23 protein-coding genes and 1 tRNA gene are annotated in these 23618 nt (G+C 61.4%); 19 read left to right on the plus strand and 5 right to left on the minus strand.

The window, feature by feature from the left end:
• Nucleotides 1-12 precede the first annotated feature (12 nt).
• Nucleotides 13-426, plus strand: a complete 414-nt coding sequence (locus DOD19_RS05820) for an FKBP-type peptidyl-prolyl cis-trans isomerase (protein WP_024975494.1) — start codon at nucleotides 13-15, stop codon at nucleotides 424-426.
• Between the two features lie 85 nt (nucleotides 427-511).
• Entirely contained in the window at nucleotides 512-1612 is a 1101-nt protein-coding gene (aroC, locus tag DOD19_RS05825; RefSeq protein WP_112184528.1) for a chorismate synthase, read from the plus strand.
• A gap of 68 nt (nucleotides 1613-1680) precedes the next feature.
• Here the strand turns inward: aroC and DOD19_RS05830 are convergent, their stop codons facing one another.
• Nucleotides 1681-3366, minus strand: coding sequence for an electron transfer flavoprotein-ubiquinone oxidoreductase (locus DOD19_RS05830; RefSeq protein ID WP_024975496.1), 1686 nt, complete (start codon nucleotides 3364-3366; stop codon nucleotides 1681-1683).
• Nucleotides 3367-3576: 210 nt separating this feature from the next.
• Between DOD19_RS05830 and DOD19_RS05835 the strand changes: the two genes are divergently transcribed.
• A complete protein-coding gene (locus DOD19_RS05835; protein WP_004636023.1) occupies nucleotides 3577-4362 on the plus strand; it encodes an SDR family oxidoreductase in 786 nt (261 codons plus the stop codon).
• 11 nt (nucleotides 4363-4373) lie between these two features.
• Here the strand turns inward: DOD19_RS05835 and DOD19_RS05840 are convergent, their stop codons facing one another.
• Nucleotides 4374-4919 carry a LuxR C-terminal-related transcriptional regulator gene (locus DOD19_RS05840; protein WP_004636022.1) on the minus strand — a complete coding sequence of 182 codons (546 nt, stop codon included), beginning with the start codon at nucleotides 4917-4919 and terminating at the stop codon, nucleotides 4374-4376.
• Between the two features lie 153 nt (nucleotides 4920-5072).
• Between DOD19_RS05840 and DOD19_RS05845 the strand changes: the two genes are divergently transcribed.
• The 16 genes from DOD19_RS05845 to DOD19_RS05920 all read left to right on the plus strand — a co-directional run bounded on the left by DOD19_RS05845 (nucleotide 5073) and on the right by DOD19_RS05920 (nucleotide 20898).
• Nucleotides 5073-5774 carry a CoA transferase subunit A gene (locus tag DOD19_RS05845; RefSeq protein ID WP_024975497.1) on the plus strand — a complete coding sequence of 234 codons (702 nt, stop codon included), beginning with the start codon at nucleotides 5073-5075 and terminating at the stop codon, nucleotides 5772-5774.
• Nucleotides 5775-5784: 10 nt separating this feature from the next.
• Nucleotides 5785-6420 carry a 3-oxoacid CoA-transferase subunit B gene (locus DOD19_RS05850; protein ID WP_024975498.1) on the plus strand — a complete coding sequence of 212 codons (636 nt, stop codon included), beginning with the start codon at nucleotides 5785-5787 and terminating at the stop codon, nucleotides 6418-6420.
• 13 nt (nucleotides 6421-6433) lie between these two features.
• Nucleotides 6434-7213, plus strand: a complete 780-nt coding sequence (locus DOD19_RS05855; protein ID WP_065856452.1) for a 3-hydroxybutyrate dehydrogenase — start codon at nucleotides 6434-6436, stop codon at nucleotides 7211-7213.
• A 144-nt stretch (nucleotides 7214-7357) separates the two neighbouring features.
• Complete coding sequence (locus DOD19_RS05860; protein ID WP_024975500.1) at nucleotides 7358-8227, plus strand: alpha/beta hydrolase; 870 nt, start codon at nucleotides 7358-7360, stop codon at nucleotides 8225-8227.
• Between the two features lie 30 nt (nucleotides 8228-8257).
• A complete protein-coding gene (locus tag DOD19_RS05865) occupies nucleotides 8258-8626 on the plus strand; it encodes a RidA family protein (protein ID WP_012435924.1) in 369 nt (122 codons plus the stop codon).
• A 39-nt stretch (nucleotides 8627-8665) separates the two neighbouring features.
• The gene (locus tag DOD19_RS05870; RefSeq protein ID WP_024975501.1) at nucleotides 8666-10891 is read left to right on the plus strand and encodes a bifunctional (p)ppGpp synthetase/guanosine-3',5'-bis(diphosphate) 3'-pyrophosphohydrolase; all 2226 of its coding nucleotides are present in this window, start codon (nucleotides 8666-8668) and stop codon (nucleotides 10889-10891) included.
• Between the two features lie 22 nt (nucleotides 10892-10913).
• Nucleotides 10914-10990 (plus strand) — tRNA-Val (locus DOD19_RS05875).
• 378 nt (nucleotides 10991-11368) lie between these two features.
• The gene (gene thrS, locus DOD19_RS05880) at nucleotides 11369-13276 is read left to right on the plus strand and encodes a threonine--tRNA ligase (protein ID WP_112184530.1); all 1908 of its coding nucleotides are present in this window, start codon (nucleotides 11369-11371) and stop codon (nucleotides 13274-13276) included.
• Between the two features lie 36 nt (nucleotides 13277-13312).
• Nucleotides 13313-13840, plus strand: a complete 528-nt coding sequence (gene infC / locus DOD19_RS05885; RefSeq protein WP_080693645.1) for a translation initiation factor IF-3 — start codon at nucleotides 13313-13315, stop codon at nucleotides 13838-13840.
• Nucleotides 13841-14007: 167 nt separating this feature from the next.
• Nucleotides 14008-14205 (plus strand): 50S ribosomal protein L35, encoded by a 198-nt coding sequence (rpmI, locus tag DOD19_RS05890; protein WP_004636003.1) that lies wholly within the window; start codon nucleotides 14008-14010, stop codon nucleotides 14203-14205.
• Nucleotides 14206-14233: 28 nt separating this feature from the next.
• Nucleotides 14234-14590 (plus strand): 50S ribosomal protein L20, encoded by a 357-nt coding sequence (rplT, locus tag DOD19_RS05895; RefSeq protein ID WP_004636001.1) that lies wholly within the window; start codon nucleotides 14234-14236, stop codon nucleotides 14588-14590.
• A gap of 147 nt (nucleotides 14591-14737) precedes the next feature.
• The gene (gene pheS, locus DOD19_RS05900; protein ID WP_024975504.1) at nucleotides 14738-15766 is read left to right on the plus strand and encodes a phenylalanine--tRNA ligase subunit alpha; all 1029 of its coding nucleotides are present in this window, start codon (nucleotides 14738-14740) and stop codon (nucleotides 15764-15766) included.
• Nucleotides 15767-15829: 63 nt separating this feature from the next.
• Nucleotides 15830-18259, plus strand: a complete 2430-nt coding sequence (gene pheT / locus DOD19_RS05905) for a phenylalanine--tRNA ligase subunit beta (RefSeq protein ID WP_112184532.1) — start codon at nucleotides 15830-15832, stop codon at nucleotides 18257-18259.
• 78 nt (nucleotides 18260-18337) lie between these two features.
• Nucleotides 18338-18754 (plus strand): integration host factor subunit alpha, encoded by a 417-nt coding sequence (locus tag DOD19_RS05910; RefSeq protein ID WP_024975506.1) that lies wholly within the window; start codon nucleotides 18338-18340, stop codon nucleotides 18752-18754.
• A 71-nt stretch (nucleotides 18755-18825) separates the two neighbouring features.
• The gene (locus DOD19_RS05915; protein WP_112184534.1) at nucleotides 18826-19260 is read left to right on the plus strand and encodes a MerR family transcriptional regulator; all 435 of its coding nucleotides are present in this window, start codon (nucleotides 18826-18828) and stop codon (nucleotides 19258-19260) included.
• A gap of 315 nt (nucleotides 19261-19575) precedes the next feature.
• Nucleotides 19576-20898, plus strand: a complete 1323-nt coding sequence (locus tag DOD19_RS05920; RefSeq protein ID WP_112184537.1) for a site-specific integrase — start codon at nucleotides 19576-19578, stop codon at nucleotides 20896-20898.
• A gap of 608 nt (nucleotides 20899-21506) precedes the next feature.
• On the opposite strand, the gene DOD19_RS05925 is transcribed toward DOD19_RS05920, so the two are convergent.
• From DOD19_RS05925 to DOD19_RS05935, 3 genes are all read right to left on the minus strand, one after another.
• On the minus strand, nucleotides 21507-21779 hold the full coding sequence (locus DOD19_RS05925; RefSeq protein WP_162634349.1) for a hypothetical protein: 273 nt from the start codon (nucleotides 21777-21779) through the stop codon (nucleotides 21507-21509).
• A gap of 95 nt (nucleotides 21780-21874) precedes the next feature.
• On the minus strand, nucleotides 21875-22657 hold the full coding sequence (locus tag DOD19_RS05930; RefSeq protein ID WP_112184541.1) for a DUF4852 domain-containing protein: 783 nt from the start codon (nucleotides 22655-22657) through the stop codon (nucleotides 21875-21877).
• 50 nt (nucleotides 22658-22707) lie between these two features.
• Complete coding sequence (locus DOD19_RS05935; RefSeq protein ID WP_162634350.1) at nucleotides 22708-23529, minus strand: hypothetical protein; 822 nt, start codon at nucleotides 23527-23529, stop codon at nucleotides 22708-22710.
• Between the last annotated feature and the right edge of the window lie 89 nt (nucleotides 23530-23618).

Below are 23618 nucleotides of genomic sequence, written 5' to 3' on the forward strand. Positions count from 1 at the left end.
CCGTTACCTGCCATGAAACACGTTTCCCCGCTGCTGTGCGCTTCGTTGCTTGCCCTGGCTGCCGTTACCGCGCAAGCCGCATCGCCGGCATCCGAGACGCTGCCCTCCGGTGTGATCGTCCAGACGCTGACCAAGGGCACCGGCCCGTCGCCCAAGGCCAGCGACACGGTCAAGGTGCACTACCGCGGCACGCTCACCAACGGTACCGAGTTCGACAGCTCTTACAAGCGCGGCCAGCCGATCTCGTTCCCGCTGAATCGCGTGATTCCGTGCTGGACCGAAGGCGTGCAGAAGATCCAGGTGGGCGGCAAAGCCAAGCTGACGTGCCCGGCAGCCACCGCTTACGGCGAACGCGGCGTACCCGGCACGATTCCGCCCAATTCGACGCTGAACTTTGAGGTCGAGCTGCTGGGTATCGGCAGCTGATCTGGCGGCCGGTGGATCGGCCTTACAATACCGTTTTCCCGATGTTTCGCGCCGCGGTAGTCGCGGCGCCTTCCTGAGCACGATCATGTCTGGCAATACCTTGGGCCTGCTGTTTTCCGTCACCACCTTCGGCGAGTCGCATGGCCCGGCCATTGGCGCTGTCATCGACGGCTGCCCGCCGGGCATGACGCTGTCGGCAGAAGACATCCAGCCCGATCTGGACCGTCGCAAGCCCGGCACCTCGCGCCATGTGACGCAGCGCAAGGAAGAAGACCTTGTTGAGATTCTCTCCGGGGTGTACGAAGGCAAGACCACGGGCACCCCGATTTGCCTGCTGATCCGCAATACCGATCAGCGCAGCAAGGACTACAGCAACATCGCCGAGACCTTCCGTCCCGGCCATGCCGATTACACGTACTGGCACAAATACGGCATCCGGGACCCGCGCGGTGGCGGCCGTTCTTCCGCACGATTGACGGCGCCGACGGTGGCGGCAGGGGCCGTCGCCAAGAAGTGGCTGCGTGAAAAGTTCGGCATCGAAATCCACGGCTTCATGTCGCAGCTGGGCGATATTCACATCCCGTTCATGGACTGGAACGAGGTGCCGAACAACCCGTTCTTCGCGCCCAATGCCGAGATCGTTCCCGAGCTGGAAACCTACATGGATGCACTGCGCAAGGACGGCGATTCCGTCGGCGCGCGCATTGAGGTGGTGGCCACGGGCGTGCCGGTCGGCTGGGGTGAACCGCTGTTCGATCGCCTGGATGCCGATATTGCACATGCGATGATGGGCCTGAACGCGGTGAAGGGCGTTGAGATTGGCGCTGGTTTCCACGCAGTCAGCCAGCGCGGCTCCGAGCATGGCGATGAGCTGACGCCGGAAGGCTTCGTCGGCAACAACGCCGGCGGAATCCTGGGTGGGATTTCGACAGGGCAGGACATCTCCGTGTCGCTGGCGATCAAGCCGACCTCGAGCATTCGCACGCCGCGCCGTTCGATCGACAAGGCGGGTGATCCGGCTGTGGTCGAGACGTTCGGTCGCCATGACCCGTGCGTCGGCATTCGTGCTACGCCAATCGCCGAGGCGCTGTTGGCACTCGTGCTGATCGAGCACGCGCTGCGCCATCGCGCGCAATGTGGTGATGTGTCGGTGCAGACGCCGGCCATCGCGGCAAAAGCTTCCTGAATCGATTCGCTCAGGCAAAAAAAAAGACGGCTTTAAGCCGTCTTTTTTGTTGGGCGGTCGCCCGATACTTACATGCCGACGTAGTTCGGACCGCCGCCGCCTTCCGGCGTGACCCACACGATGTTCTGCGTCGGGTCTTTGATATCACAGGTCTTGCAGTGCACGCAGTTCTGCGCGTTGATCTGCAGGCGCTCGGTGCCCTCATCGTTCTTGACGAACTCATACACGCCTGCCGGGCAATAGCGCTGCTCGGGGCCGGCAAACTGCGTCAGGTTGATGCGCGTCGGAACGGTTGGGTCTTTCAGCGTCAGGTGAGCCGGTTGGTTCTCTTCGTGGTTCGTGTTCGAGATGAACACCGACGACAGGCGATCGAACGTGATCTTGCCGTCCGGCTTCGGATACTCGATCTTCGGGCATTCCGATGCCGGCTTGAGCGACTGATTGTCCGACTTCGTGCCGTGCAGCGTCCAAGGCGGATTGCTGACGCCAATCTTGGGCAGCAGCCACTGTTCGATGCCGGTCATGATCTTGCCCAGCGTCGGGCTCTTCTTGAACCACAGCTTGAAGTTGCGCGACTGATCCAGTTCTTCCTTCAGCCAGCTCTGTTCGAAGGCTGCGGGGTAGGCAGACAGCTCGTCAGCAGAACGGCCGGCCGTCACGGCTTCGAACACGGCTTCACCGCACATCATGCCGCTCTTGATGGCCGCGTGGCTGCCCTTGATGCGTGCCGCGTTCAGGTAACCGGCGTCGCAACCGACCAGCGCGCCACCGGGGAACACGGTTTTCGGCAGTGCTTGCGGCGTGCCGTTGTTGATGGCGCGGGCTCCGTAGCCGATGCGCTTGCCGCCCTCGATGTGCGCGCGGATGGCCGGGTGGGCCTTCCAGCGCTGCATTTCTTCGAATGGGCTCATCCACGGGTTCTTGTAGTCCAGCCCGATCACGAAGCCGAGCGTGACCTTGTTGTCTTCCAGGTGATACAGGAAGCCGCCGCCGAAGGTGTCGTCTTCCATCGGCCAGCCGGCAGTGTGCACAACGAGGCCAGGTTTGGCCTTTGCCGGGTCGATTTCCCAGAGTTCCTTGATGCCGATGGCGAAGGTCTGCGGGTCCTTGCCGGCGTTGAGCTTGAATTTTTCCAGCAGCTGGCGGCCGAGATGGCCACGCGCGCCTTCCGCGAAGATGGTGTATTTGCCGAGCAACTCCATGCCGAGCTGGAAGTTCTCTGTTGGCTCGCCGTCTTTGCCGATGCCCATGTTGCCGGTGGCCACGCCGCGCACCGCACCTTTGTCGTCGTAAAGCACTTCTGCGGCAGCAAAACCGGGGAAGATCTCCACGCCCAGCGCTTCGGCCTGCGCGGCCATCCACTTGACCACGTTCGACAGCGAAACCACGTAGCAGCCGTGGTTGTGGAAGTTACGCGGCACGAGCCAGTCGGGCGTACGCTTGGCGTCGGTCTCGCTCAGGAAGAGCACGTCGTCGCCGGTGACCGCCTGGTTGAGCGGGGCGCCGTCGGCCTTCCAGTTAGGGAGAAGTTCGTTGATGGCACGCGGGTCCATCACCGCGCCCGAAAGAATGTGTGCACCCGGCTCGGAACCCTTTTCCAGCACGACGACGGACACATCCTTGCCCGTCTCGGCAGCCAGTTGCTTGATGCGAATCGCTGTCGCCAAGCCGGCGGGGCCGCCGCCAACGACAACGACGTCATACTCCATGGACTCTCGCGGGCCGTATTGTTCGAGGAGCTGCTGCTGGTTCATAAGTGTCTCTTCGCTTGTAGGGCGTTTGCTTATTGGTATGACGGATTGCTGCATTAGAATTTTCCGCATTGTCCGGGACACGCCCGGATGCAGCAAGGGGAATTTCTGAACGATCGTTCGATTTTTTGCTAAGCTGCGCTCAAATCACATGCCGGTGTTGCTTTGGAGCAGCCCGGCGCATGTCGAACCAACACACGGGGAACACGCATCATGGGTTTGTCGATCAATCTGGAAGGCAAGGTCGCGCTGATCACGGGCGCGTCCAGCGGCCTGGGCGCGCGTTTCGCGCACACGCTGGCGGCCGCCGGCGCAAAGGTCGTGCTGGCTTCGCGCCGCGTCGAGCGACTGAAAGAACTGCGCGCCGACATCGAATCGAAGGGCGGCAGCGCCCACGTCGTCCGGCTGGACGTGACTGACCCGGACAGTATCCGATCGGCCATCGCCCACGCTGAAACCGAAGCCGGAACGATCGACATCCTGGTCAACAATTCGGGTGTATCGACCACGCAGCGCATGGTGGACGTTACGCCGGACGACTTCGATTTCGTATTCGACACCAACACGCGCGGCGCCTTCTTTGTGGCGCAGGAAACGGCCAAGCGCATGATTGCGCGGGCCAAGGGCGCTGAGAAGAACGGCTCGCCGCTGCCGCAGTCGCGCATCGTCAACATTGCATCCGTGGCGGGTTTGAAGGTGCTGTCGCAGATCGGCGTGTATTGCATGAGCAAGGCGGCCGTGGTGCACATGACCAAGGCCATGGCGCTGGAGTGGGGTCGTTACGGCATCAATACCAACGCGATCTGCCCGGGCTATATCGATACCGAAATCAATCATCATCACTGGGAAACCGAACCCGGTCAGAAGCTGGTGCAGATGCTGCCGCGCAAGCGCGTCGGCAAGCCGGAAGACCTGGATGGGCTGATCCTGCTGCTGGCGTCGGATCAGTCGGACTTCATCAACGGTGCCGTCATCAACGCCGACGACGGCATGGTGTAAAGCGTGGGGGCTTAGTGCCCCATCAGCCGCTGCACAAGTTCGAGCGAGGTGTTGGCGGCGTACTTCTTCATCAACCGCGCGCGGTAGATTTCCACCGTGCGCGGGCTGATCTCCAACTGCTTGCCGATCTGCTTGCTGGTCTTGCCCTCGACCAGTTGCGCGGCGATGTCGCGTTCGCGCGGCGTGAGCGCTGCGGTAACTGGGCGATGTGCAGACAGGTCTTCGAACGTCCAGATGCCTTCGCCCAGCGGTTTGGCGCGGTCTAGCGCCCGGCCCGTGACGTGGCACCAGAACAGTTCGCCATTGGCGCGCTTCATGATGCGTTCGTCGGAATAGCTGCCGCGCGCATTCATGACGGGGATGATGCGCGCGCCGGTGCGCTCGTATTCGTCGTGCGTCGGATAAAGCAGCTCGAACGACTGCCCGATCATCGTCGTGCGCGCGTGGCCGAAGATGCGAGCGGCTTCGTCGTTGACGTCGAGCATCACCCGCTCGCGGGACATCACCATGCCGACAGGGGCAAGCTGGAACGCAGTTTGATAGTCGAGGGCGGGCATATGTATTCGTACGTATTGCTGCGTCGCGCGACGCTTGCGTATTCTCGCCAGATTGTATCGTTACTATTTTCCGGCGCTGCATCGCACAAACCCCAACTGTGTGATCGGTCAAAACCCTGCCGGATTTGTTGGACCACCAAGGAAGGAGCACGCATGAACAAAATCTTCGCCAGCGCGAGCGAGGCGCTCGCGGGCGTCGTCAAGGACGGCCAGACCATCGCCGTGGGCGGCTTCGGCCTGTGCGGCATTCCGGAAGCGCTGATTGCCGCGCTGCGCGATTCGGGCGTCAAGGGGCTTACATGCATCTCCAACAACGCGGGCGTTGACGGCTTTGGCCTCGGCCTGCTGCTCGAAACCCGTCAGATCAAGAAAATGATTTCGTCCTATGTGGGCGAGAACAAGGAGTTCGAGCGCCAATACCTGGCTGGCGAACTCGAGCTGGAATTCACGCCGCAAGGCACGCTGGCCGAAAAACTGCGCGCCGGCGGCGCCGGCATCCCGGCGTTCTTCACCAAGACCGGCGTCGGCACGCTGGTAGCCGAAGGCAAGGAGCTGCGCGAGTTTGACGGTGAGACGTACGTCATGGAGCGCTCGCTGGTACCCGATGTGGCGCTGGTGAAGGCGCAGGTGGCCGACAAGTCCGGCAACCTGCGTTTCAACCTGACCGCACGCAACTTCAATCCGGCTGCGGCCACCGCCGGCAAGATCTGCATCGTCGAAGTCGAAGAGATCGTTGAAGTGGGCGACTTGGCACCGGACGACATTCATCTGCCGGGCATCTACGTGCACCGCATGGTGCTCAATGCCACGCCCGAGAAGCGCATCGAAAAGCGCACCATCCGAGCAGCCAACTAAGGAGACCGACATGGCCTGGACACAAGACCAAATGGCGGCGCGCGCTGCCCAGGAGTTGCAAGACGGCTTCTACGTCAACCTCGGCATCGGCATTCCGACGCTGGTTGCCAACCACACCGGCGACAAGGAAGTCTGGCTGCAAAGCGAAAACGGCATGCTCGGCATCGGCCCGTTCCCCACGGAGGACGAAGTTGACGCCGACCTGATCAACGCGGGCAAGCAGACCGTGACCACACTGCCTGGCAGCGCAATCTTCGGCAGCGATCAGAGCTTTGCGATGATTCGCGGCGGCAAGATCAATCTGTCGATTCTCGGGGCGATGCAGGTGAGCGAGACCGGCGACCTTGCCAACTGGATGATCCCCGGCAAGATGGTCAAGGGCATGGGCGGCGCAATGGACCTCGTGGCCGGCGTCAAGCGCGTGATCGTGCTGATGGAGCATACCGCCAAGAAAAAGGACGGCACCGAAGACCTGAAGCTGCTGCCCAAGTGCACGCTGCCGCTGACGGGCGTGGGTGTGGTCGATCGCATCATTACGGACCTCGGCGTGATCGACGTGACCGAGCAGGGCCTGAAGTTGGTTGAAACCGCGCCGGGCGTTTCGCGCGAAGAGATCCAGGCCAAGACTGGCGTCAACCTGCTGTAATTCGGAGACCGCAATGCTGCAAGGAAAAACCGCCCTCGTTACGGGCTCGACCAGCGGGATCGGTCTAGGTATCGCCTGCTCGCTGGCCGCGCAGGGCGCCAACATCATCATGAACGGCTTTGGCGATGTGGAAGCGCCCAAGGCGCAGATCGCGGCGGCAGGCAAGAACGCCATCCGTATCGGATACCACGGCGCCGACATGAGCAAGCCGGCCGAGATCGAGGCAATGTTCGCCTATGCCGACGCAGAATTTGGTGGCGTGGACATCCTCGTCAACAACGCCGGTATCCAGTACGTGGCCAACGTCGAAGATTTCCCGACCGAGCGCTGGGACGCCATCATCGCCATCAACCTCACCTCGGCTTTCCACACGACGCGGCTTGCCGTGCCTGGCATGAAACGCAAGAACTGGGGCCGCATCATCAATATCGCGTCAGCGCATGGCTTGGTGGCATCGGCGCAAAAATCGGCGTATGTGGCGGCCAAGCACGGTATCGTCGGCTTCACCAAATCGGTGGCGCTGGAGACGGCGCAGACGGGCATCACGTCCAACGCGATCTGTCCGGGCTGGGTGCTGACGCCGCTCGTGCAGAAGCAGATCGATGCGCGTGCCGAGAAAGATGGCCTGTCCGCGCTCGAGGCCAAGAAGGATCTGCTCATGGAAAAGCAGCCTTCGGGCGAGTTCGTTACGCCCGATCAGCTCGGTGCGCTGGCGGTCTTCCTGTGCAGCGATGCGGCTGAGCAGGTGCGCGGCGTGGCGTGGAACATGGATGGTGGCTGGGTCGCGCAGTAAGCCGATCTGCGTCAGAAGAAGCCTCGCCGCGGCGAGGCTTTTTTGTTTTTGATCGGCGTGGGCGTCTGCTGCACCGCCGCATGCTTGCCGGCCCGCGTACAATCAGGCTTCGCTGTCTCCGTCATTCACGTGTAGGAGTTGTTCATGCCAGTTTCGCCGCGCCTTGCCTTCGTGCAGTGCCTGAGCCCGTCCGGCTTGCACCGGATGGCGTATCACGAGTGGGGCGATTCGCAGAATCCGCGTGTGCTGGTTTGCGTGCATGGCCTCTCGCGCACGGGGCGCGATTTCGACGTACTGGCGCAGGCGCTGTGCAATGACTATCGCGTCATCTGCCCCGATGTGGTCGGCCGTGGGCGCTCCGATTGGCTTGCCGATCCGAAGGGCTATGTGCTGCCGCAATACGCGTCCGACATGGTCACGCTGCTCGCCCGCGTGAATGCCGAGTCGGTCGACTGGTTCGGTACCTCGATGGGTGGCCTGATCGGCATCGGCTTAGCGGGCCTGCCGAAATCGCCGATTCGCAAGTTGTTGCTCAACGATGTGGGCCCGCGCGTGACGGAGTCGTCGTTGACGCGCATCGGTGCTTACCTCGGTCTGAATGTCCGCTTCAAGACCTTCGATGAAGGGCTGGCTTACCTCAAGACGATCAGCGCTTCATTCGGCCCCCACACGCCGGAGCAATGGCGTGAACTGAATGCCGCGATCCTGAAACCCCAGGGCGGCGAGTGGATCCTGCATTACGATCCGCGCCTGGCGGAGCCATTCAAGAACACCACGCCAGAAATGATCGCCGCCGGCGAAGCCACGCTGTGGAAACTGTTCGAGGCGATTCCCGGCGAGGTGCTGGTGGTGCGCGGCGCGCATTCCGATTTGCTGACGCGAGAGACCGTTGAAGCCATGATGCAGCGCGGCCAGCATGTGAACACGGTGGAAATTCCCGACGTGGGCCATGCGCCGACCTTCATCCAGCCGGATCAGGTGGCGATCGCCCGCAAGTTCTTTCTCGGTCAATGACCGATTGCTTGACTCCATTCGATTTGCAAGATGAGCACTGAACTGAAACGTTACAACGTCGAACATCGCTATTCCGACGCAGCCGTCTACAACGGTGTCGTCTATGTGGCAGGCCAGGTGCCAGAGACCACACTGGACGCCGGCATTGCCGAGCAGACGGCAGAGGTGCTCGCCATCATCGACCGCGTGCTGGCCGCCAACGGCAGCGATAAGACGCGCATCCTGATGTGCCAGATCTTCCTGAAAGACATCGGCGAGATTGGCGAGATGAACAAGGTGTGGGACCAGTGGGTTGCCGCCGATTCAAAGAACTCGCCGCCGCGCGCCACCGTTGAAGCCGCGCTGGCCAATCCGAAATACCGCATCGAAATCGTCGTGACGGCCGCGCAGAAGAGCTGAGCCCGTCGCCCAACAGGCGAGACGCAAGCAGGACGCATCATGGAGAACAAGACCGAACGGCCGGCCGAGGGGCCCGGATCGGCGGCAGAGCAGGTCGCACGTGCGATCGAATATCTTGCGGCCAATGCCGCGGACAGCGTCACGCTGACCGGCGAGCCGCTGGAGTCGCACGCGCGCGGCACGATCGCCATCCTTGAAGGGTTGCGCGTCGATACGCCGTCGTTGCAGGCGGCCGCCCTGTTTCTGTTGCCTACGCTGGCAATGGACAACGAAAAGGCGCTCGAGCCCGCATTCGGTGCCGAGGTTGTCAAGCTCGTGCACGACGTGCGGCAACTCTTGCGCATTGGCGCGATTGCCGGCCTCGTCAGCCCGACCGATGCCAGCATCACGCGCAAGAACGAAGCGGAAGCGCGCCGCGCGCAAGTCGAAGCATTGCGCAAGATGTTGTTGGCTTTCGCGCAGGACATTCGTGTGGTGTTGATCCGGCTGGCGTCGCGGCTGCAGTCGCTGCGCTGGCTCGCGCAGACGAAACGCCCGGCGCCGGAAGGCATGGCGCGTGAAACGCTGGATATCTACGCGCCGCTGGCTAACCGCCTGGGCATCTGGCAACTCAAATGGGAGCTTGAAGATCTCGGCTTCCGCTTTGATGATCCCGATACCTACAAGCGCATCGCTCGCCTGCTGGATGAAAAGCGCATCGAGCGCGAGAAGTTCATCGGCCAGGCCATCGCGCAACTGCAAAAGACCTTGCACGACGCCGGCATCCAGGCCGAGGTAAGCGGCCGGCCCAAACACATCTACAGCATCTGGAAAAAGATGCGCGGCAAGGAACTCGACTTTGCCGATCTGTACGACGTGCGCGCCTTCCGCGTCATCGTCGACGACATCAAGGATTGCTACACGGTGCTCGGTTTCGTGCACCACATGTGGCAGCCGATCCCGAAGGAGTTCGACGACTACATCTCGCGCCCGAAGGCCAACGGCTACATGTCGCTGCACACGGTGGTGATCGGCGACGACGGCCGTGCGCTGGAGGTGCAGATCCGCACGCGCGAGATGCACCACTTTGCCGAGTACGGCGTGGCCGCGCACTGGCGCTACAAGGAGGCGGGCAACAAGGGCTACGCCGGCCAGTTCTCCGCCAGCGAGCGCTACGACGAGAAAATCGCTTGGCTGCGTCAACTGCTCGCCTGGAAGGATGATGCCGAGCATACCGTCGCGCACGAGGATTCACCGTGGGAGCAACTCAAGCACACCGAGCTGGATGACCACATCTACGTGCTGACGCCGCAGGCGCGCGTGATCGCGTTGCCGCAAGGCGCGACACCGGTCGACTTCGCCTACTACCTGCACAGTGATCTCGGCCACCGCTGCCGCGGCGCACGCGTCGACGGCACGATGGTGCCGCTGAACACGCCGCTCAAGAACGGCCAGACCGTCGAGATCGTCACCGTTAAGCAGGGCGGGCCGTCGCGCGATTGGCTGAACACCGAGTTGCACTATCTCGTCAGCCCGCGTGCCCGCACGAAAGTGCGTGCGTGGTTCAACGCGATGGAGCTGGAGGAGACGCTTGCGCAGGGCCGGGCGCTCATCGACAAGACGCTGCAGCGCGAGGGCAAGACCGCAGTCAACCTGGAAGAGCTGGCCGCCAAGCTCGGCTACAAGACGTCGGACGACCTCTATGCCGTGGTCGCCAAAGACGAGCTGAGCCTGCGCCGCATCGAGGCTGTCTTACGCTCGGATGGGGCGCCGCCGCCCGCGCCGGTTGACGATGAAGTGGCCATCACCAAGAAGAGCCGCGCTACCAGCGTGGCCCGTGGCGCCAAGAGCGGCGTGCTGGTGGTGGGGGTCGACTCACTCCTCACGCAGATGTCGCGCTGCTGCAAGCCGGCACCGCCGGACCCCATCGTTGGCTTCGTTACACGTGGGCGTGGCGTATCGATCCACCGACAAAGCTGTGCGACGTTTCAGCAGCTGGCCGCCCGCGCCCCGGGCCGTGTGATCCAGACGGAGTGGGGCCAGCGCAGCGATTCGGTCTACCCGATCGACATCCAGGTCGAGGCACTGGACCGACAGGGCTTGTTGCGCGACATCTCGGAAATTCTTTCGCGCGAAAAGATCAACGTGACCGGGGTGCGCACGCTGTCGAGCAAGGGCGTCGCGAAAATGCAGTTCACCGCGGAGGTGTCAGAGGCGACACAACTGCAGCGCGCGCTGACGTTGATCGAAGAAGTGCAGGGGGTATTGACAGCCCGAAGGAAGTGACGGTATAGTTTCGTTCTTCGGCAGGCTCGTAGCTCAGCTGGTTAGAGCACCACCTTGACATGGTGGGGGTCGTTGGTTCGAGTCCAATCGAGCCTACCAACGCATTTAGCAGGACGCGTCGGGTAGGGTGTCCAAGCCGTCATCCTCGCAATTCCCGGGCTTGTCCCATACAACTGAACACAAGGCGAAATATGATTCAGGCACCGCGAACTACAACCGCTTCGGAGCGACAGTAGTCAAGGTGCGTTTTTCGCCCTTTGCGGTCTGCCCAAGCGGTGGATAGCGCAAATGAAAACGCGGCCTTGGCCGCGTTTTTTTTCGTCCGCAGTTTCGTGTCACGCGTGGCGATCAAGCTGAAAGCGCTTCGAAGCATTCGATTCGACAACCTGCCGCGCTGACTACTTGGCGCGGCGCACGACAGAATAACGACCGCTGCGCATCTCTGAAATGCGCGACGGTGACTCCACAGGAGCAAGCATGATCGCAATCACGTTGCCGGATGGTTCCCGGCGTGAGTTTCCCGGCCCGGTGACGGTGGCCGAAGTGGCACAGAGCATCGGAGCTGGGCTGGCCAAGGCTGCACTGGCTGGTCGCGTAGACGGTCAGATGGTCGACACAAGCTTCACGATCGACCGCGATGCGAAGCTCGCCATCATCACAGACAAGGACGCCGACGGCGTCGACGTGATCCGTCATTCCATGGCGCATTTGCTGGCTTACGCAGTCAAGGAGTTGTATCCGGACGCGCAGGTCACCATCGGTCCGGTTATCGAGAACGGCTTCTACTACGACTTCGCCTACAAGCGCCCCTTCACGCCCGAAGATCTCGTCGCGATCGAAAAGAAGATGGGTGAACTTGCCAAGAAAGACGAGAAGATTACGCGTGAAGTGCTGAGCCGTGACGAAGCCGTCAAGCTGTTCCAAGGCATGGGCGAAAAGTACAAGGCCGAGATCATTGCCTCCATTCCGGAGGATCAGGAAATCGGCCTGTACCGCGAAGGCAATTTCGTTGACCTCTGCCGCGGCCCGCACGTGCCGTCCACCGGCAAGCTCAAGGTCTTCAAGCTGATGAAGGTGGCTGGCGCCTACTGGCGTGGGGACCACAACAACGAGATGCTCCAGCGCATCTATGGCACGGCCTGGGCCAAGAAGGAAGACCAGGAAGCCTACCTGCACATGCTGGAAGAGGCTGAAAAGCGCGACCACCGCAAGCTCGGCCGTGAGCTGGACCTCTTTCATATCGACGAGTACTCGCCCGGCACGGTGTTCTGGCACCCGAAGGGCTGGACGCTGTGGCAGGAGATCGAGCAGTACATGCGCCGCGTGTACCGCGAGAACGGCTACCAGGAAGTAAAGGGGCCGCAGATTCTCGACAAGTCGCTGTGGGAGAAGACCGGCCACTGGGACAAGTACCGCGAGAACATGTTCATCACGGAATCGGAGAAGCGCGAATACGCGCTCAAGCCGATGAACTGCCCGGGCCACATCCTCATCTACAAGCAGGGCATCAAGAGCTACCGCGACCTCCCGCTTCGCTTCGGTGAATTCGGTGCCTGCCACCGCAACGAGCCTTCGGGTGGCCTGCACGGCATCATGCGCGTACGCGGCTTCACGCAGGACGATGGACACATCTTCTGTACGGAAGACATGATCCAGGCCGAGGTGACGGCGTTCACGACCTTGCTGCAGAAGGTCTATAAAGATTTCGGCTTTACCGAGATTCTCTACAAGCTATCGACGCGCCCGGACAAGCGCATCGGCACCGAAGAAAGCTGGGATCGCGCCGAAGCCGCGTTGGCGGAAGGCTTGCGTGCGTCCGGCTGTGAGTTCGAATACCTGCCGGGCGAAGGCGCGTTCTACGGTCCCAAGATCGAATATGTGCTTAAAGATGCGCTTGGACGTCAATGGCAATGCGGCACGATCCAGGTGGACCCGAACCTGCCGGAGCGCCTGGACGCAGAGTTTGTTGGGGAGGATGGTGCGCGCCATCGCCCCATCATGCTGCACCGCGCCATCGTTGGTAGCCTGGAGCGCTTTATCGGTATCTTGATCGAACAATACGCCGGTGCGCTGCCGACGTGGCTTTCGCCGGTGCAGATTGCGGTGCTCAGCATCACCGATTCGCACGCCGAATACGCCCAATCCGTTGCGCAATCCCTGCAAAAACAAGGATTTAGGGCGATCGTCGATTTGCGGAATGAGAAGATTGGGTATAAAATCCGCGAGCATTCCGTGCAGAAGGTCCCATACCAGGTTGTGGTTGGCGACAAGGAGCGGGATGAAAATCAGGTGGCCGTGCGTGCCCGTGGCAACGTCGATCTAGGCTCCATGCCGCTGTCGGCGTTCGTTGAGCGACTGCAGAACGATCTCGCTAACAAGTCATGAGCTGGACACGGCCTGTTTTTTTGATTCTTTGAGGACATCAACATCGCTACTGAGAAATCTCACCGCATCAACCGCGAGATCAGCGCACCGGAACTCCGGCTGACCGGGGTTGAGGGAGAAGCGCTCGGCATCGTCAAACTGTTTGACGCGCTGCGTCTGGCAGAAGAGAAAGACGTCGACCTGGTCGAGATCGCTCCGACCGCGCAGCCGCCCGTCTGCCGCCTGATGGACTATGGCAAGTTCAAGTATCAGGAACAGAAGAAGGCCCACGACGCCAAGTTGAAGCAGAAGGTCATCCAGGTGAAGGAAGTCAAGTTCCGCCCTGGCACCGACGACAACGACTACGGCGTCAAGCTGCGCAACGCGACGCGCTTCCTGGAGGATGGTGACAGGGTAAAGGTCACCTTGCGTTTCCGCGGCCGCGAAATGGCTCACCAGGAAATCGGCATGCGCGTGCTGGAGCGTATCAAGACTGACCTGGAGGAATTCGGCCAGGTTGAGCAGATGCCGAAGATGGAGGGGCGCCAGGCAGTGATGATGTTGGCACCCAAGAAGAAAAAGTAATGCAGTGGCGGCCGGACGATTCCGGCTGCGCTGAGCAGGTTCCAGACGGAAACGTCGGAAAACGCGGCAAGTGTTAAAGCCTGCCGCGATACAACAAGTGAGCCCGGGTCTTGCAAGTGTCGGCGCTAGCCGTCCACCTGGCTTCATGTCAAAAGCGGAGTTGTTCCATGCCGAAGATGAAGACGAAGAAAAGCGCGTCGAAGCGCTTTACTGCCCGTCCTGGTGGCACGATCAAACGTGGCCAAGCCTTCAAGCGTCACATCCTGACCAAGAAGACCACCAAGAACAAGCGTCACCTGCGCGGTACCGAAGGCGTCCATGAGACGAACCTGAAGTCCGTTCGCGCAATGATGCCGTACGCCTAACCCTAACTAACTACGAAAGGAGCATTTCATGCCTCGAGTAAAACGTGGGGTCACAGCGCGGGCCCGTCATAAGAAGGTTATCAGCGCAGCCAAGGGTTTCCGCGGCCGCCGCAATAACGTCTATCGCATCGCCAAGCAGGCGGTCATGCGTGCTGGCCAGTACGCTTACCGCGATCGTCGCAACAAGAAGCGCGTGTTCCGCGCTCTCTGGATTGCACGTATCAACGCTGGCGCACGCGAGCATGGTCTGACCTACAGCAAGTTCATGAACGGCCTGAAGAAGGCGTCCATCGAGCTGGACCGCAAGGTGCTGTCGGACATGGCCATTCACGACAAGGTGGCTTTTGCTGCCATCGTGAACCAGGTGAAAGCCAACGTCGCCTGAATTGGATTGGCCGGGCAGGCCGCTGGGATTACCCAGTAAGTTTGCCGGCTGATCACCCTGACGGGGCTCCCACCGAGCCCCGTTTTTTATTCCGCGCATTTCGCGGACCCGAATCACCCGAATTTTTTCGCTCGTCTTCCCATGTCACTGGATCTGGATCAAGTCGTCGTCGATGCCCAAAACGCGTTTGCCTCTGTGGAGGACAACGCCTCGCTGGAAAACGAGAAGGCACGCTTTCTCGGTAAGTCCGGCGTGCTGACCGACTTGCTCAAAGGCTTGGGCAAGCTCGATCCGGAGACGCGCAAGTCCGAAGGCGCGCGCATCAATCAGGCGAAGAGCCGTGTTGAAGAGGCGCTGACCGCCCGCCGCCAAGCGCTGGCCGATGCGCTGATGAACGCCCGCCTAGCCGCCGAGGCGATCGACGTCACGCTGCCCGGTCGCGACGTGGCCGAGGGCAGCCTGCACCCGGTGATGAACACCTGGGAGCGCGTCGCCAAGATCTTCGGTTCGATCGGTTTCGATGTGGCTGACGGCCCCGAAATCGAATCGGATTGGATGAACTTCACGGCGCTGAACAACCCGGACAACCATCCGGCGCGCTCGATGCAGGACACGTTCTACATTGATGGTCGCGACAGCGAAGACAAGCTCCTTCTGCTGCGCACACACACCAGCCCGATGCAGGTGCGTTACGCCCGCATGCACGTCGAGAAGTACAAGCACCTCGATCGCATCCCTCCGATCAAGGTCATCGCTCCGGGTCGCACATACCGCGTGGACAGTGACGCCACGCACTCGCCGATGTTCCATCAGGTCGAAGGCCTCTGGATTGCTGACAACATCAGCTTTGCCGACCTGAAGGGCGTCTATGCCGACTTCCTGCGCAACTTCTTTGAGCGGGACGACATCCAGGTGCGTTTCCGTCCGTCGTATTTCCCGTTCACCGAGCCGTCGGCCGAGATCGACATGGCGTTCGGCAACGGCAAATGGCTGGAGATTTCCGGTTCCGGCCAGGTGCACCCGACCGTGGTGCGCAATATGGGCCTGGACCCTGAGCGCTACATCGGCTTTGCGTTCGGCTCCGGCCTGGAGCGCCTGACGATGCTGCGCTATGGCATCAACGACCTGCGCCTGTTCTTCGAGGGCGATGTGCGTTTCCTGCGCCAGTTCGCGTAAGCGTTGAGCGCTCGCACTGGTACTTCATCGCCCCGTTAATCGAATTTTCTTTCCTGTCGCGCCATGCAATTTCCGGAATCCTGGCTTCGCAGTTTCGTCAATCCGTCGATCACGACGGATGAGCTCTCCCATCGTCTGACGATGGCTGGCCTCGAGGTGGAAGAGGTCGACCCCGTTGCGCCGCCGTTCTCGCAGATCGTTGTCGGCCATGTGGTCGAGGTGAACAAGCACCCGGACGCCGATCGCCTCAACGTGTGTAAGGTCGATGCGGGTACGGGCGAACTGCTGCAGATCGTCTGCGGCGCGCCGAACGTGTCGGCGGGCATCAAGGTGCCGTGCGCGATGGTCGGCGCCGAGCTGCCACCTGGCGAAGATGGCAAGCCGTTCAAGATCAAGATCGGCAAGCTGCGTGGTGTGGAGAGCTACGGCATGCTGTGTTCGGCGCGCGAGCTGAAGCTGTCGGAAGACCATGGCGGCCTGCTGATCTTGCCGGAAGACACACCGGTGGGCGAAGACATCCGCAAGGTGCTCGATCTGGACGACCAGATCTTCATCATCAAGCTGACGCCCAACAAGGCGGACTGCCTGTCGATCCACGGCGTGGCACGTGAAGTGTCCGCGCTGACGGGCGCGCCGATCACCATGCCGTCGATGGCACCCGTGGCGGTGACGCTGGCTGACAAGCTGCCCGTCAAGGTTGAGGCGCCGGACCTGTGCGGTCGTTTTTCGGGTCGCATCATCCGCGGCGTGAACGCCCACGCGAAGACGCCTGCCTGGATGGTCTCGCGCATCGAGCGCGCGGGCATGCGCAGCGTGTCGGCGCTGGTCGATATTTCGAACTACGTGATGCTGGAACTGGGTCGTCCCTCGCACGTGTTCGACCTGGACAAGATTCACGGCGGCCTGACTGTGCGCTGGGGCAAGGCCGGCGAAGCGCTGAAGCTGCTCAACGGCGACACCATCACCGTCGACGAGAAGGTCGGCGTGATCTCGGACGAGCAGGCCATCGAAAGCCTCGCCGGCATCATGGGCGGCGACAAGACGGCCGTCACGCTCGATACACAGAACATCTACGTCGAGGCTGCATTCTGGTGGCCGGCCGCCATTCAGGGTCGCGCACGCCGCTACAACTTCTCGACCGATGCAGGCCATCGTTTCGAGCGCGGCGTTGATTACGCGACCACCGTTGAACACATCGAACGCATCAGCGCGCTGATCCTCGAAATCTGCGGCGGCCAGGCTGGCCCGATCGACGATCAGATCGTCAATCTGCCCAAGCGCGAGCCGGTGCGCATGCGTGTTGCACGTGCCGCGCGTGTGCTCGGTATTCCGCTGTCGCACGACGTTGTGGCGGACGTGTTCAAGCGCCTCGGCCTCACGTTCAGCGTGGACGGCGATGTGTTTGTCGTCGAACCTCCGTCGTACCGCTTCGACCTGGAAATCGAGGAAGACCTGATCGAAGAAGTCGCTCGTATCTACGGTTTCGAGCAGATTCCCGCCAAGCCGCCTGTGGCCGAGAGCGCGATGCGTCCGACCGACGAGGCACGCCGCACGATGCACGACGTGCGTCATGCCGTGGCCGCGCGCGACTACCACGAGGTCGTCAACTTCGCTTTTGTCGAAAGCGAGTGGGAAGCCGACTTTGCCGGCAACACCAACCCGATTCCGCTGCTGAACCCGATTGCCAGCCAGTACTCGGTGATGCGCAGCACGCTTATCGGCGGCTTGCTCGACAAGGTCCGCTACAACGTGAACCGCAAGGCTTCGCGCGTGCGCATGTTCGAGGTGGGGCGCGTGTTCCACCGCGATGCGAGTGTCGCCGACGGTGGTCTGTCGATCGCAGGCTACGCACAACCGATGATGGCGGGCGGCATTGCGTATGGTCCGTCCAAGGAAGAGCAGTGGGGCGTGCAGACACGTCCGGTTGATTTCTTCGATGTGAAGGGTGACGTTGAGTCGCTGCTGTGGCCGCTGCAGGCGCGTTTCGAGCGCGCTGAGCATCCCGCGCTGCATCCGGGTCGCTCGGCTCGCGTGGTGCTGAATGGTCGTGCCGTCGGCTGGATCGGTGAACTGCATCCGCGTTGGCTGCAGAAGTACGATTTGGCGACTGCGCCGGTGGTGTGGGAGGTGGAGCTTGATGCCATCACCGCGGTGGGTCTGCCGAAGTATCGTGAAGTGCCGCGTGTGCCGGCCGTGACGCGCGACATCGCACTGGTCGTGCGCCAGGATGTGGCGGTGCAGGATCTGGTCGACACGTTTGAGAAAGCAGCTGTCGGTACCCCGTGGCAGCGTTATCTGCAGGGCGTTGTGCTGTTCGATGAATTCCGTCCGAAGGCCGCCACGGCTGCCATTGGGGCGCAGGAGAAAAGCCTTGCCTTCAGAATTACGTTGCAAGATACTGACAGCACCCTTCAGGACGACATTGTCGAGGCCGCCACACAGCAATTGATTCGAGCGGCCGGCGATGCATTCGGCGCGCGCCTGCGCGCCTGACGTCTCAGACGTCCGCACTGCGCTAGAGACCGCTCGAACGAACCTCCGCATTCGGATCGAATACGCTAAGCGAATCCTATGAACGATCAACACGCGCCAGCGTTGGCGGCATCCTTGGGCGACTCGCTCGGTTCTTCTGCGGCAGCATTGGCCGACGCACGTGATGCGCGCGGTCAGGATGTGCCGACGCTTACCAAAGCCGAGCTTGCCGAGATGCTGTTCGAGCAGGTCGGCTTGAACAAGCGTGAGTCGAAGGACATGGTCGAGGCGTTTTTCGACGTGATTCGCGAGGCGCTCGAACAGGGCGACAGTGTCAAGCTATCCGGCTTCGGTAACTTCCAGTTGCGCGACAAGCCGCAGCGTCCGGGCCGAAATCCAAAGACGGGGGAGATCATCCCCATCACCGCGCGTCGCGTCGTTACGTTCCACGCCAGTCAGAAGCTCAAGGCGCTCGTTGAAGAGCGCGTCGAGCCGCTGCCTGTCGACATCGCGTAATTCTGCTGCGTGATCTCGTTCAGCCGTCTGTTCAATCCGTTTCTTTCGCCAGCCCTGTAGTTCAGCCCTGTATGGCCGCCGATAAACACACGGAGCGGGTCAACCTGCCGCCGATTCCTGCCAAACGCTACTTCACCATTGGTGAGGTGAGCGACCTGTGCGCTGTCAAGCCGCACGTGCTGCGCTATTGGGAGCAGGAGTTCACGCAGCTCAAGCCCGTCAAGCGACGCGGCAATCGGCGCTACTACCAGCATCATGAAGTGCTGCTGATCCGGCGTATTCGCGAGTTGCTGTACGAGCAGGGTTTCACGATCAATGGCGCGCGGAACCGGTTGGATGAGTTGCGGCATGGCGTGGCCGCCGCGTCGCCGGCCGAGGCCGACGAGCCGGAGATGGAGGTTGTTGCGGCGCCGATCTCCACCGCTGCGAGTGGTTCGGTTGATGTTCAGAGCTTGCGGCGTGAACTGTCGGCCGTGTTGGAAGTGCTGCGTACCGACAAGCGATAGGCCGATATTGCAGACAGGAAGCGCGCAGATAGAAACGAAAAAGCCCGCGTAACGTGATCCGTTACGCGGGCTTTTGTTTTGGTCGGGGCGAGAGGATTTGAACCTCCGACCACCTGCACCCCATAACGGTATATTACGTTCCGGCGACGTTCGCGTTCGTTCGTGATTCAATATAAGTCGTTGATTTTTATGGAAATTTGACTTGAGTACGTTCGCTAAGGTTCCTGCCAGTTCTGCTTGAGCCGGATTTTTTTCGGGTAAATTTCGGGTAAGGCGTGTTTCAAGCACTCGTCGACAAGGGGGGAGGGAGTGGGTATGAGCAAGCTGACTGTTCGGGATATTGAAACCGCAATTTCGACCCAACGCGCGAGTGGGACGAAACCCCGGAAATTGACTGCAGACAGAGGATTGCGGTTGCACATCTCCCCCAGAGGACGTGCAATCTGGTGTGTGCTTTACATGATTGATGGCCGCGAGCGCGAGTACCGATTGCCTGAACCATATGGGCTTGGCAAGGGCCAGTGCTCGCTCGCATCCGCCCGAGAGCGTGCCGCCCAAATTCGCGCGCTTGCACGCAATGGGGTCGATTTCCAGCGGCAGCTCTCAGACGAGCGTGCTGCCGCGGAGCGCACTCGGCAGGCCGAGCAGGAAACACAGGCGGTCCTTGCTGGCCGTGTAACGGTTCGCGATCTATTTGAACGTTGGTACACGCTTGACCTCTCAAGTCGCAAAGACGGAGGAGCAGAAACACGGCGAGGCATCGAAAAAGACGTGATGCCAGCGATTGGCGGGCGCTACGCAGAAGAAATCAAGCGCCGGGATGTGATGGACATCCTCGACAACGTCAAGGCACGCGGTGCCAATCGGCTGGCCAATCGCCTGCTCGCCGAGATACGACAAATGTTTAGCTTTGCGCTCGTGCGCGATATCGTGTCGACAGACCCAACGTACGGAATCAAGAAACGCGATGTTGGCGGCAAGGAAACCGAGCGCGACCGCGTGCTGTCGGAGCCGGAAATCCGAATGCTGCCCGGGCGACTCGCAGCAGCCAATCTGCTCGCCTCGACCGAACATGCGGTATGGGTCATGCTTTCAACCTGCTGCCGAATCGGCGAGCTTGTTGAGGCAGTCAAGGCCGACATCGACTTAGTTGCGGGCACCTGGGAACTCCGTGACACAAAAAATGGAAAACCCCACACCGTCTACCTGAGTGATTTCGCGAAGCTGCACATGCAAGCGCTGATCGCGCTGTCGAATGATGCTTTGCGACTCTTCCCGTCGAGCCGAACAGAAGGCGCGGTCACCCCAAAGTCCATTACGAAGCAACTCCACGACCGGCAGCGCGGTAAGTCAAAGACCAACGGCACCCAACGCACAACAGCACTGGTGCTGCTCAGTGGCCCTTGGACGCCTCACGACTTGCGGCGTACTGGCGCTACGCTCATGGGCGAACTAGGGGTGCGTCCCGACGTGATCGAAAAATGCCTCAACCACCTCGACGAAAATCGAATGAGGCGAATCTACCAGCGGGCCGTCAAAAAGGAGGAGCAGATCGAAGCCTGGCGCAAACTCGGCGACCGCCTCGATCTACTTACGGGCCGAGTGGCGGACAACGTCACCATTTTGAAGTCGGCGTGATATGGACCCCGTCGAGTTCGACCGCCGTTTGCATACCAGTGGTCAATTGCGTGCCGATCCAATCAACAAGTGGGCATCCTGAGAATGTTCGTTCACGAACCTCCTTTGTTGGTCTAGGAATGAGTTGGACGACGTAACTCCCACAATTCTCCGAGAAGTCGGCGTCTAGGTTGACATTACGCGTCTTGCGATCCGACAGATCTCCTACAAATGGCGAAGAATAGAGCGGCCCCCGTTTCATCGCTGTCCCGCCAGGTGGGCGATTCGTCGTGTCTGATGGCGGTCAATCTGCTTTCTCGCTAGCGCTTCTTGAGTTGTGAGGCCAGAGGGGCTCGGTCCGGTGAGCTGATCCCGAAGGCGCCGTCGCTCAGCGCTTGCATACCTCAGTGCCCACCGTAGCAAGCATCTTCGTGCTGATGGCTCATCGGCAGGCGAACGGACGCCCCGGGGGCGCATACTCGAGCGACCGCGATACTGCGTCGTCCGTGTCCCGCCTGAATTTGCGCATAAGAGTCGCCACGGACTTGCGAGTTTGCGCGCTAAGGCATATGGAGCAAGGCCAAACTGGCGAGGGCCTATTCGTGACACAGCGTTCACAGCAGACAACTTCAAGCGAGCCATGACACCAGCCGCGAGCCATTGGGTTTTAGCAACGCCAGTAGCGGATAGCGGTCAGGCTCCGCAGAAAAACCATCCTGCCGGCAGTCGACTGTCAATTGGCCGGGGCCGTCCCAAATCAGGATGTGCGGATACACCAGCACAATGAAGACGTGGTCGATGTCCGTATTGCTGTCGTTCTTGAAGGGCTCGGGGATAGTGTCTTGAAAGAACCGCAGTGGCGTTTTCCAGAGGGTATTTAGCGGCGAAGCTGCGGTCGTCATGAGCAGAGGCGCTGCGATTGCCTGGCGGGAGAAGGGGAGCCGTACCATCCGCTGCTGATCGCGGTAGAGGGTCCGGCTCCCCCAAGGGCGCCGCGTTACTGCGCGGCCAGCACGTTGCCTTGCTTGTCGATCAGGGCCACTTTGACGATCTGCGCGGTGACGATCTTCTGAGCGGTGTCGGCGTTCTGGTAGTAGCCATACACCGTGAGCTTGACCGCATCGTAGCGGGCGCGCTGGGCCTCGATCGAACGCGCGGTAGCTTCGCTGTCGACGTTCAGGTAGCGGAATGCATCGCCGTTGCTGAAGCCGAGCTTGTACTCGCCGTTGTCGAGGAAGTAGCGGAAGGCGCCGGCCTCCCACAGTGAGTTGTCCAGCGGGAAGGCTTTCTGTTCAAAGCTGTATTTCCCGATGGGGTTGGCGATCGTCATCTTGAAATAGCGGCGCAACTTTGCAGCAGAAATTTCGGCATCGATCTTGGGCGTGAGTGCAGCCAGCAGGTCGTGCTTGCGGAACTCGTCGGTCGCACGGGCATAGTCCTTGGAGACACTGCTGGCGACTTGCGCATAGTCAGGCGGTATGCCCGTGAGTGCCAGGTACGCGTACATGAGCTGGTTGCCGCTGTCGAGCGTGATGTAGCTGCTGTCGGGCGTGGCCTTGTCGGCCTTGGGCAGCGCATCGCGCGCGGCGGCGGTCTGTGCGTTGCGCACGGCCTGCGGCGAGGTGGCCTGCGCCAGATTGGGCGTGGTCAGGGCGGTGGCCTGTGCCTTTGTGGCATCGGCCGCCTTGTCGCTGCAGGCGGCCAGGTTCAGGGTGCCGGACAGCGCAATCAGCAGCGCGCAGGCGCGGGCAATGTGGCGGGTGGTGAGGATCGTCAGCATGGTGGGTTCCGGGGGTCGGTAGCAGGGTTAAACGAAACGCCAGGTCGGGTTCAGGCACGCTTGGCGAGGAACTTCAGTACGCCGGTGGCCGCGAAATACAGGCTCACTGCGCCGCCGAGATAGCCGCCCGCGCCAATCGAGATCGCACGCATGACTTCGCGCGTCATGGCACCGACGACGTCGGCCGCACCGTTGCCTCCAAACGCCATGGCTGCGCCCTGCGCTTGCGACAGGCTGCTGCTGATGCCCGAGTAGAAGGCCAAGGCAATGCCAAGCAGGAACAGCAGCGGCAGGCAATTGGCCAGCTGCGCGCGCGCATCCCGCACGAAGTACGAAGCAGCGGGACCCGCCAACGCCACGACGGCCAGCACGCCGTACATGCCGGCGCTGCCGCCCTTGCCGCTGAGCGCCGCCATGGCATCGCCGGAAGCATTGAGCACGCCCAGCAGTTTCCATAGGCTCATGCCCATCTTCATGCCCGGCGTCAGTTGCACCGAGACCGTGTTCAGCGCAAGCCAGGCCACTGCCAGGAGGCCAGTTCCCACCAGCGTGCCCGTGCCCACCCGCGCTGCCAGCTGGCCGCTGCGGGCCTTGACCGCAGCCATGGCTTCGTCGGTTTTCTCGCGTGCGAGTTGGGCGTCGGGCACCGCCAAGAGCCCGGTGAGCGCGCCGGCTTCGTCAAAGTGCGCATCGACCGTCATGTTCACGGCAGGCGCTTCACTCGAGCGCCAGATGCCTTCCAGCGTGAACGGATATTGGCGGCCGTCGACGATGACCAGGCCAGGGCCGGTGCGCGTATCGCGCAAGATCTTTCCGCGTTGCTGCATGGTGTGTTCTTCCTGTTGGAGGTTGCCGTGAAGTGGTGTTTCCACGGGCGTTGCGCATCGCGCAGTCGCGCTGTGGATGCCCTCTATTCGCAGCGACGACGCGAAACCGGAAGACATTTTTGAGGCAGGCAGCC

The organism is Ralstonia sp. GX3-BWBA (genome assembly GCF_003290055.1).
In the GTDB taxonomy this organism is placed as follows: Bacteria; Pseudomonadota; Gammaproteobacteria; order Burkholderiales; family Burkholderiaceae; genus Ralstonia; species Ralstonia holmesii.

Bases quoted from the DNA above. Each gene is read 5' to 3' on its own strand.
- DOD19_RS05930 (WP_112184541.1), bottom strand. From the start codon at position 22,657: ATGCTGACGATCCTCACCACCCGCCACATTGCCCGCGCCTGCGCGCTG.
- pheT (WP_112184532.1), top strand. From the start codon at position 15,830: ATGCAATTTCCGGAATCCTGGCTTCGCAGTTTCGTCAATCCGTCGATC.
- DOD19_RS05925 (WP_162634349.1), bottom strand. From the start codon at position 21,779: ATGACGACCGCAGCTTCGCCGCTAAATACCCTCTGGAAAACGCCACTG.
- DOD19_RS05855 (WP_065856452.1), top strand. From the start codon at position 6,434: ATGCTGCAAGGAAAAACCGCCCTCGTTACGGGCTCGACCAGCGGGATC.
- DOD19_RS05910 (WP_024975506.1), top strand. From the start codon at position 18,338: ATGAACGATCAACACGCGCCAGCGTTGGCGGCATCCTTGGGCGACTCG.
- DOD19_RS05835 (WP_004636023.1), top strand. From the start codon at position 3,577: ATGGGTTTGTCGATCAATCTGGAAGGCAAGGTCGCGCTGATCACGGGC.
- DOD19_RS05850 (WP_024975498.1), top strand. From the start codon at position 5,785: ATGGCCTGGACACAAGACCAAATGGCGGCGCGCGCTGCCCAGGAGTTG.
- DOD19_RS05840 (WP_004636022.1), bottom strand. From the start codon at position 4,919: ATGCCCGCCCTCGACTATCAAACTGCGTTCCAGCTTGCCCCTGTCGGC.
- DOD19_RS05865 (WP_012435924.1), top strand. From the start codon at position 8,258: ATGAGCACTGAACTGAAACGTTACAACGTCGAACATCGCTATTCCGAC.
- thrS (WP_112184530.1), top strand. From the start codon at position 11,369: ATGATCGCAATCACGTTGCCGGATGGTTCCCGGCGTGAGTTTCCCGGC.
- rpmI (WP_004636003.1), top strand. From the start codon at position 14,008: ATGCCGAAGATGAAGACGAAGAAAAGCGCGTCGAAGCGCTTTACTGCC.
- DOD19_RS05915 (WP_112184534.1), top strand. From the start codon at position 18,826: ATGGCCGCCGATAAACACACGGAGCGGGTCAACCTGCCGCCGATTCCT.
- aroC (WP_112184528.1), top strand. From the start codon at position 512: ATGTCTGGCAATACCTTGGGCCTGCTGTTTTCCGTCACCACCTTCGGC.
- DOD19_RS05860 (WP_024975500.1), top strand. From the start codon at position 7,358: ATGCCAGTTTCGCCGCGCCTTGCCTTCGTGCAGTGCCTGAGCCCGTCC.
- DOD19_RS05870 (WP_024975501.1), top strand. From the start codon at position 8,666: ATGGAGAACAAGACCGAACGGCCGGCCGAGGGGCCCGGATCGGCGGCA.
- DOD19_RS05830 (WP_024975496.1), bottom strand. From the start codon at position 3,366: ATGAACCAGCAGCAGCTCCTCGAACAATACGGCCCGCGAGAGTCCATG.
- DOD19_RS05820 (WP_024975494.1), top strand. From the start codon at position 13: ATGAAACACGTTTCCCCGCTGCTGTGCGCTTCGTTGCTTGCCCTGGCT.
- DOD19_RS05920 (WP_112184537.1), top strand. From the start codon at position 19,576: ATGAGCAAGCTGACTGTTCGGGATATTGAAACCGCAATTTCGACCCAA.
- DOD19_RS05845 (WP_024975497.1), top strand. From the start codon at position 5,073: ATGAACAAAATCTTCGCCAGCGCGAGCGAGGCGCTCGCGGGCGTCGTC.
- rplT (WP_004636001.1), top strand. From the start codon at position 14,234: ATGCCTCGAGTAAAACGTGGGGTCACAGCGCGGGCCCGTCATAAGAAG.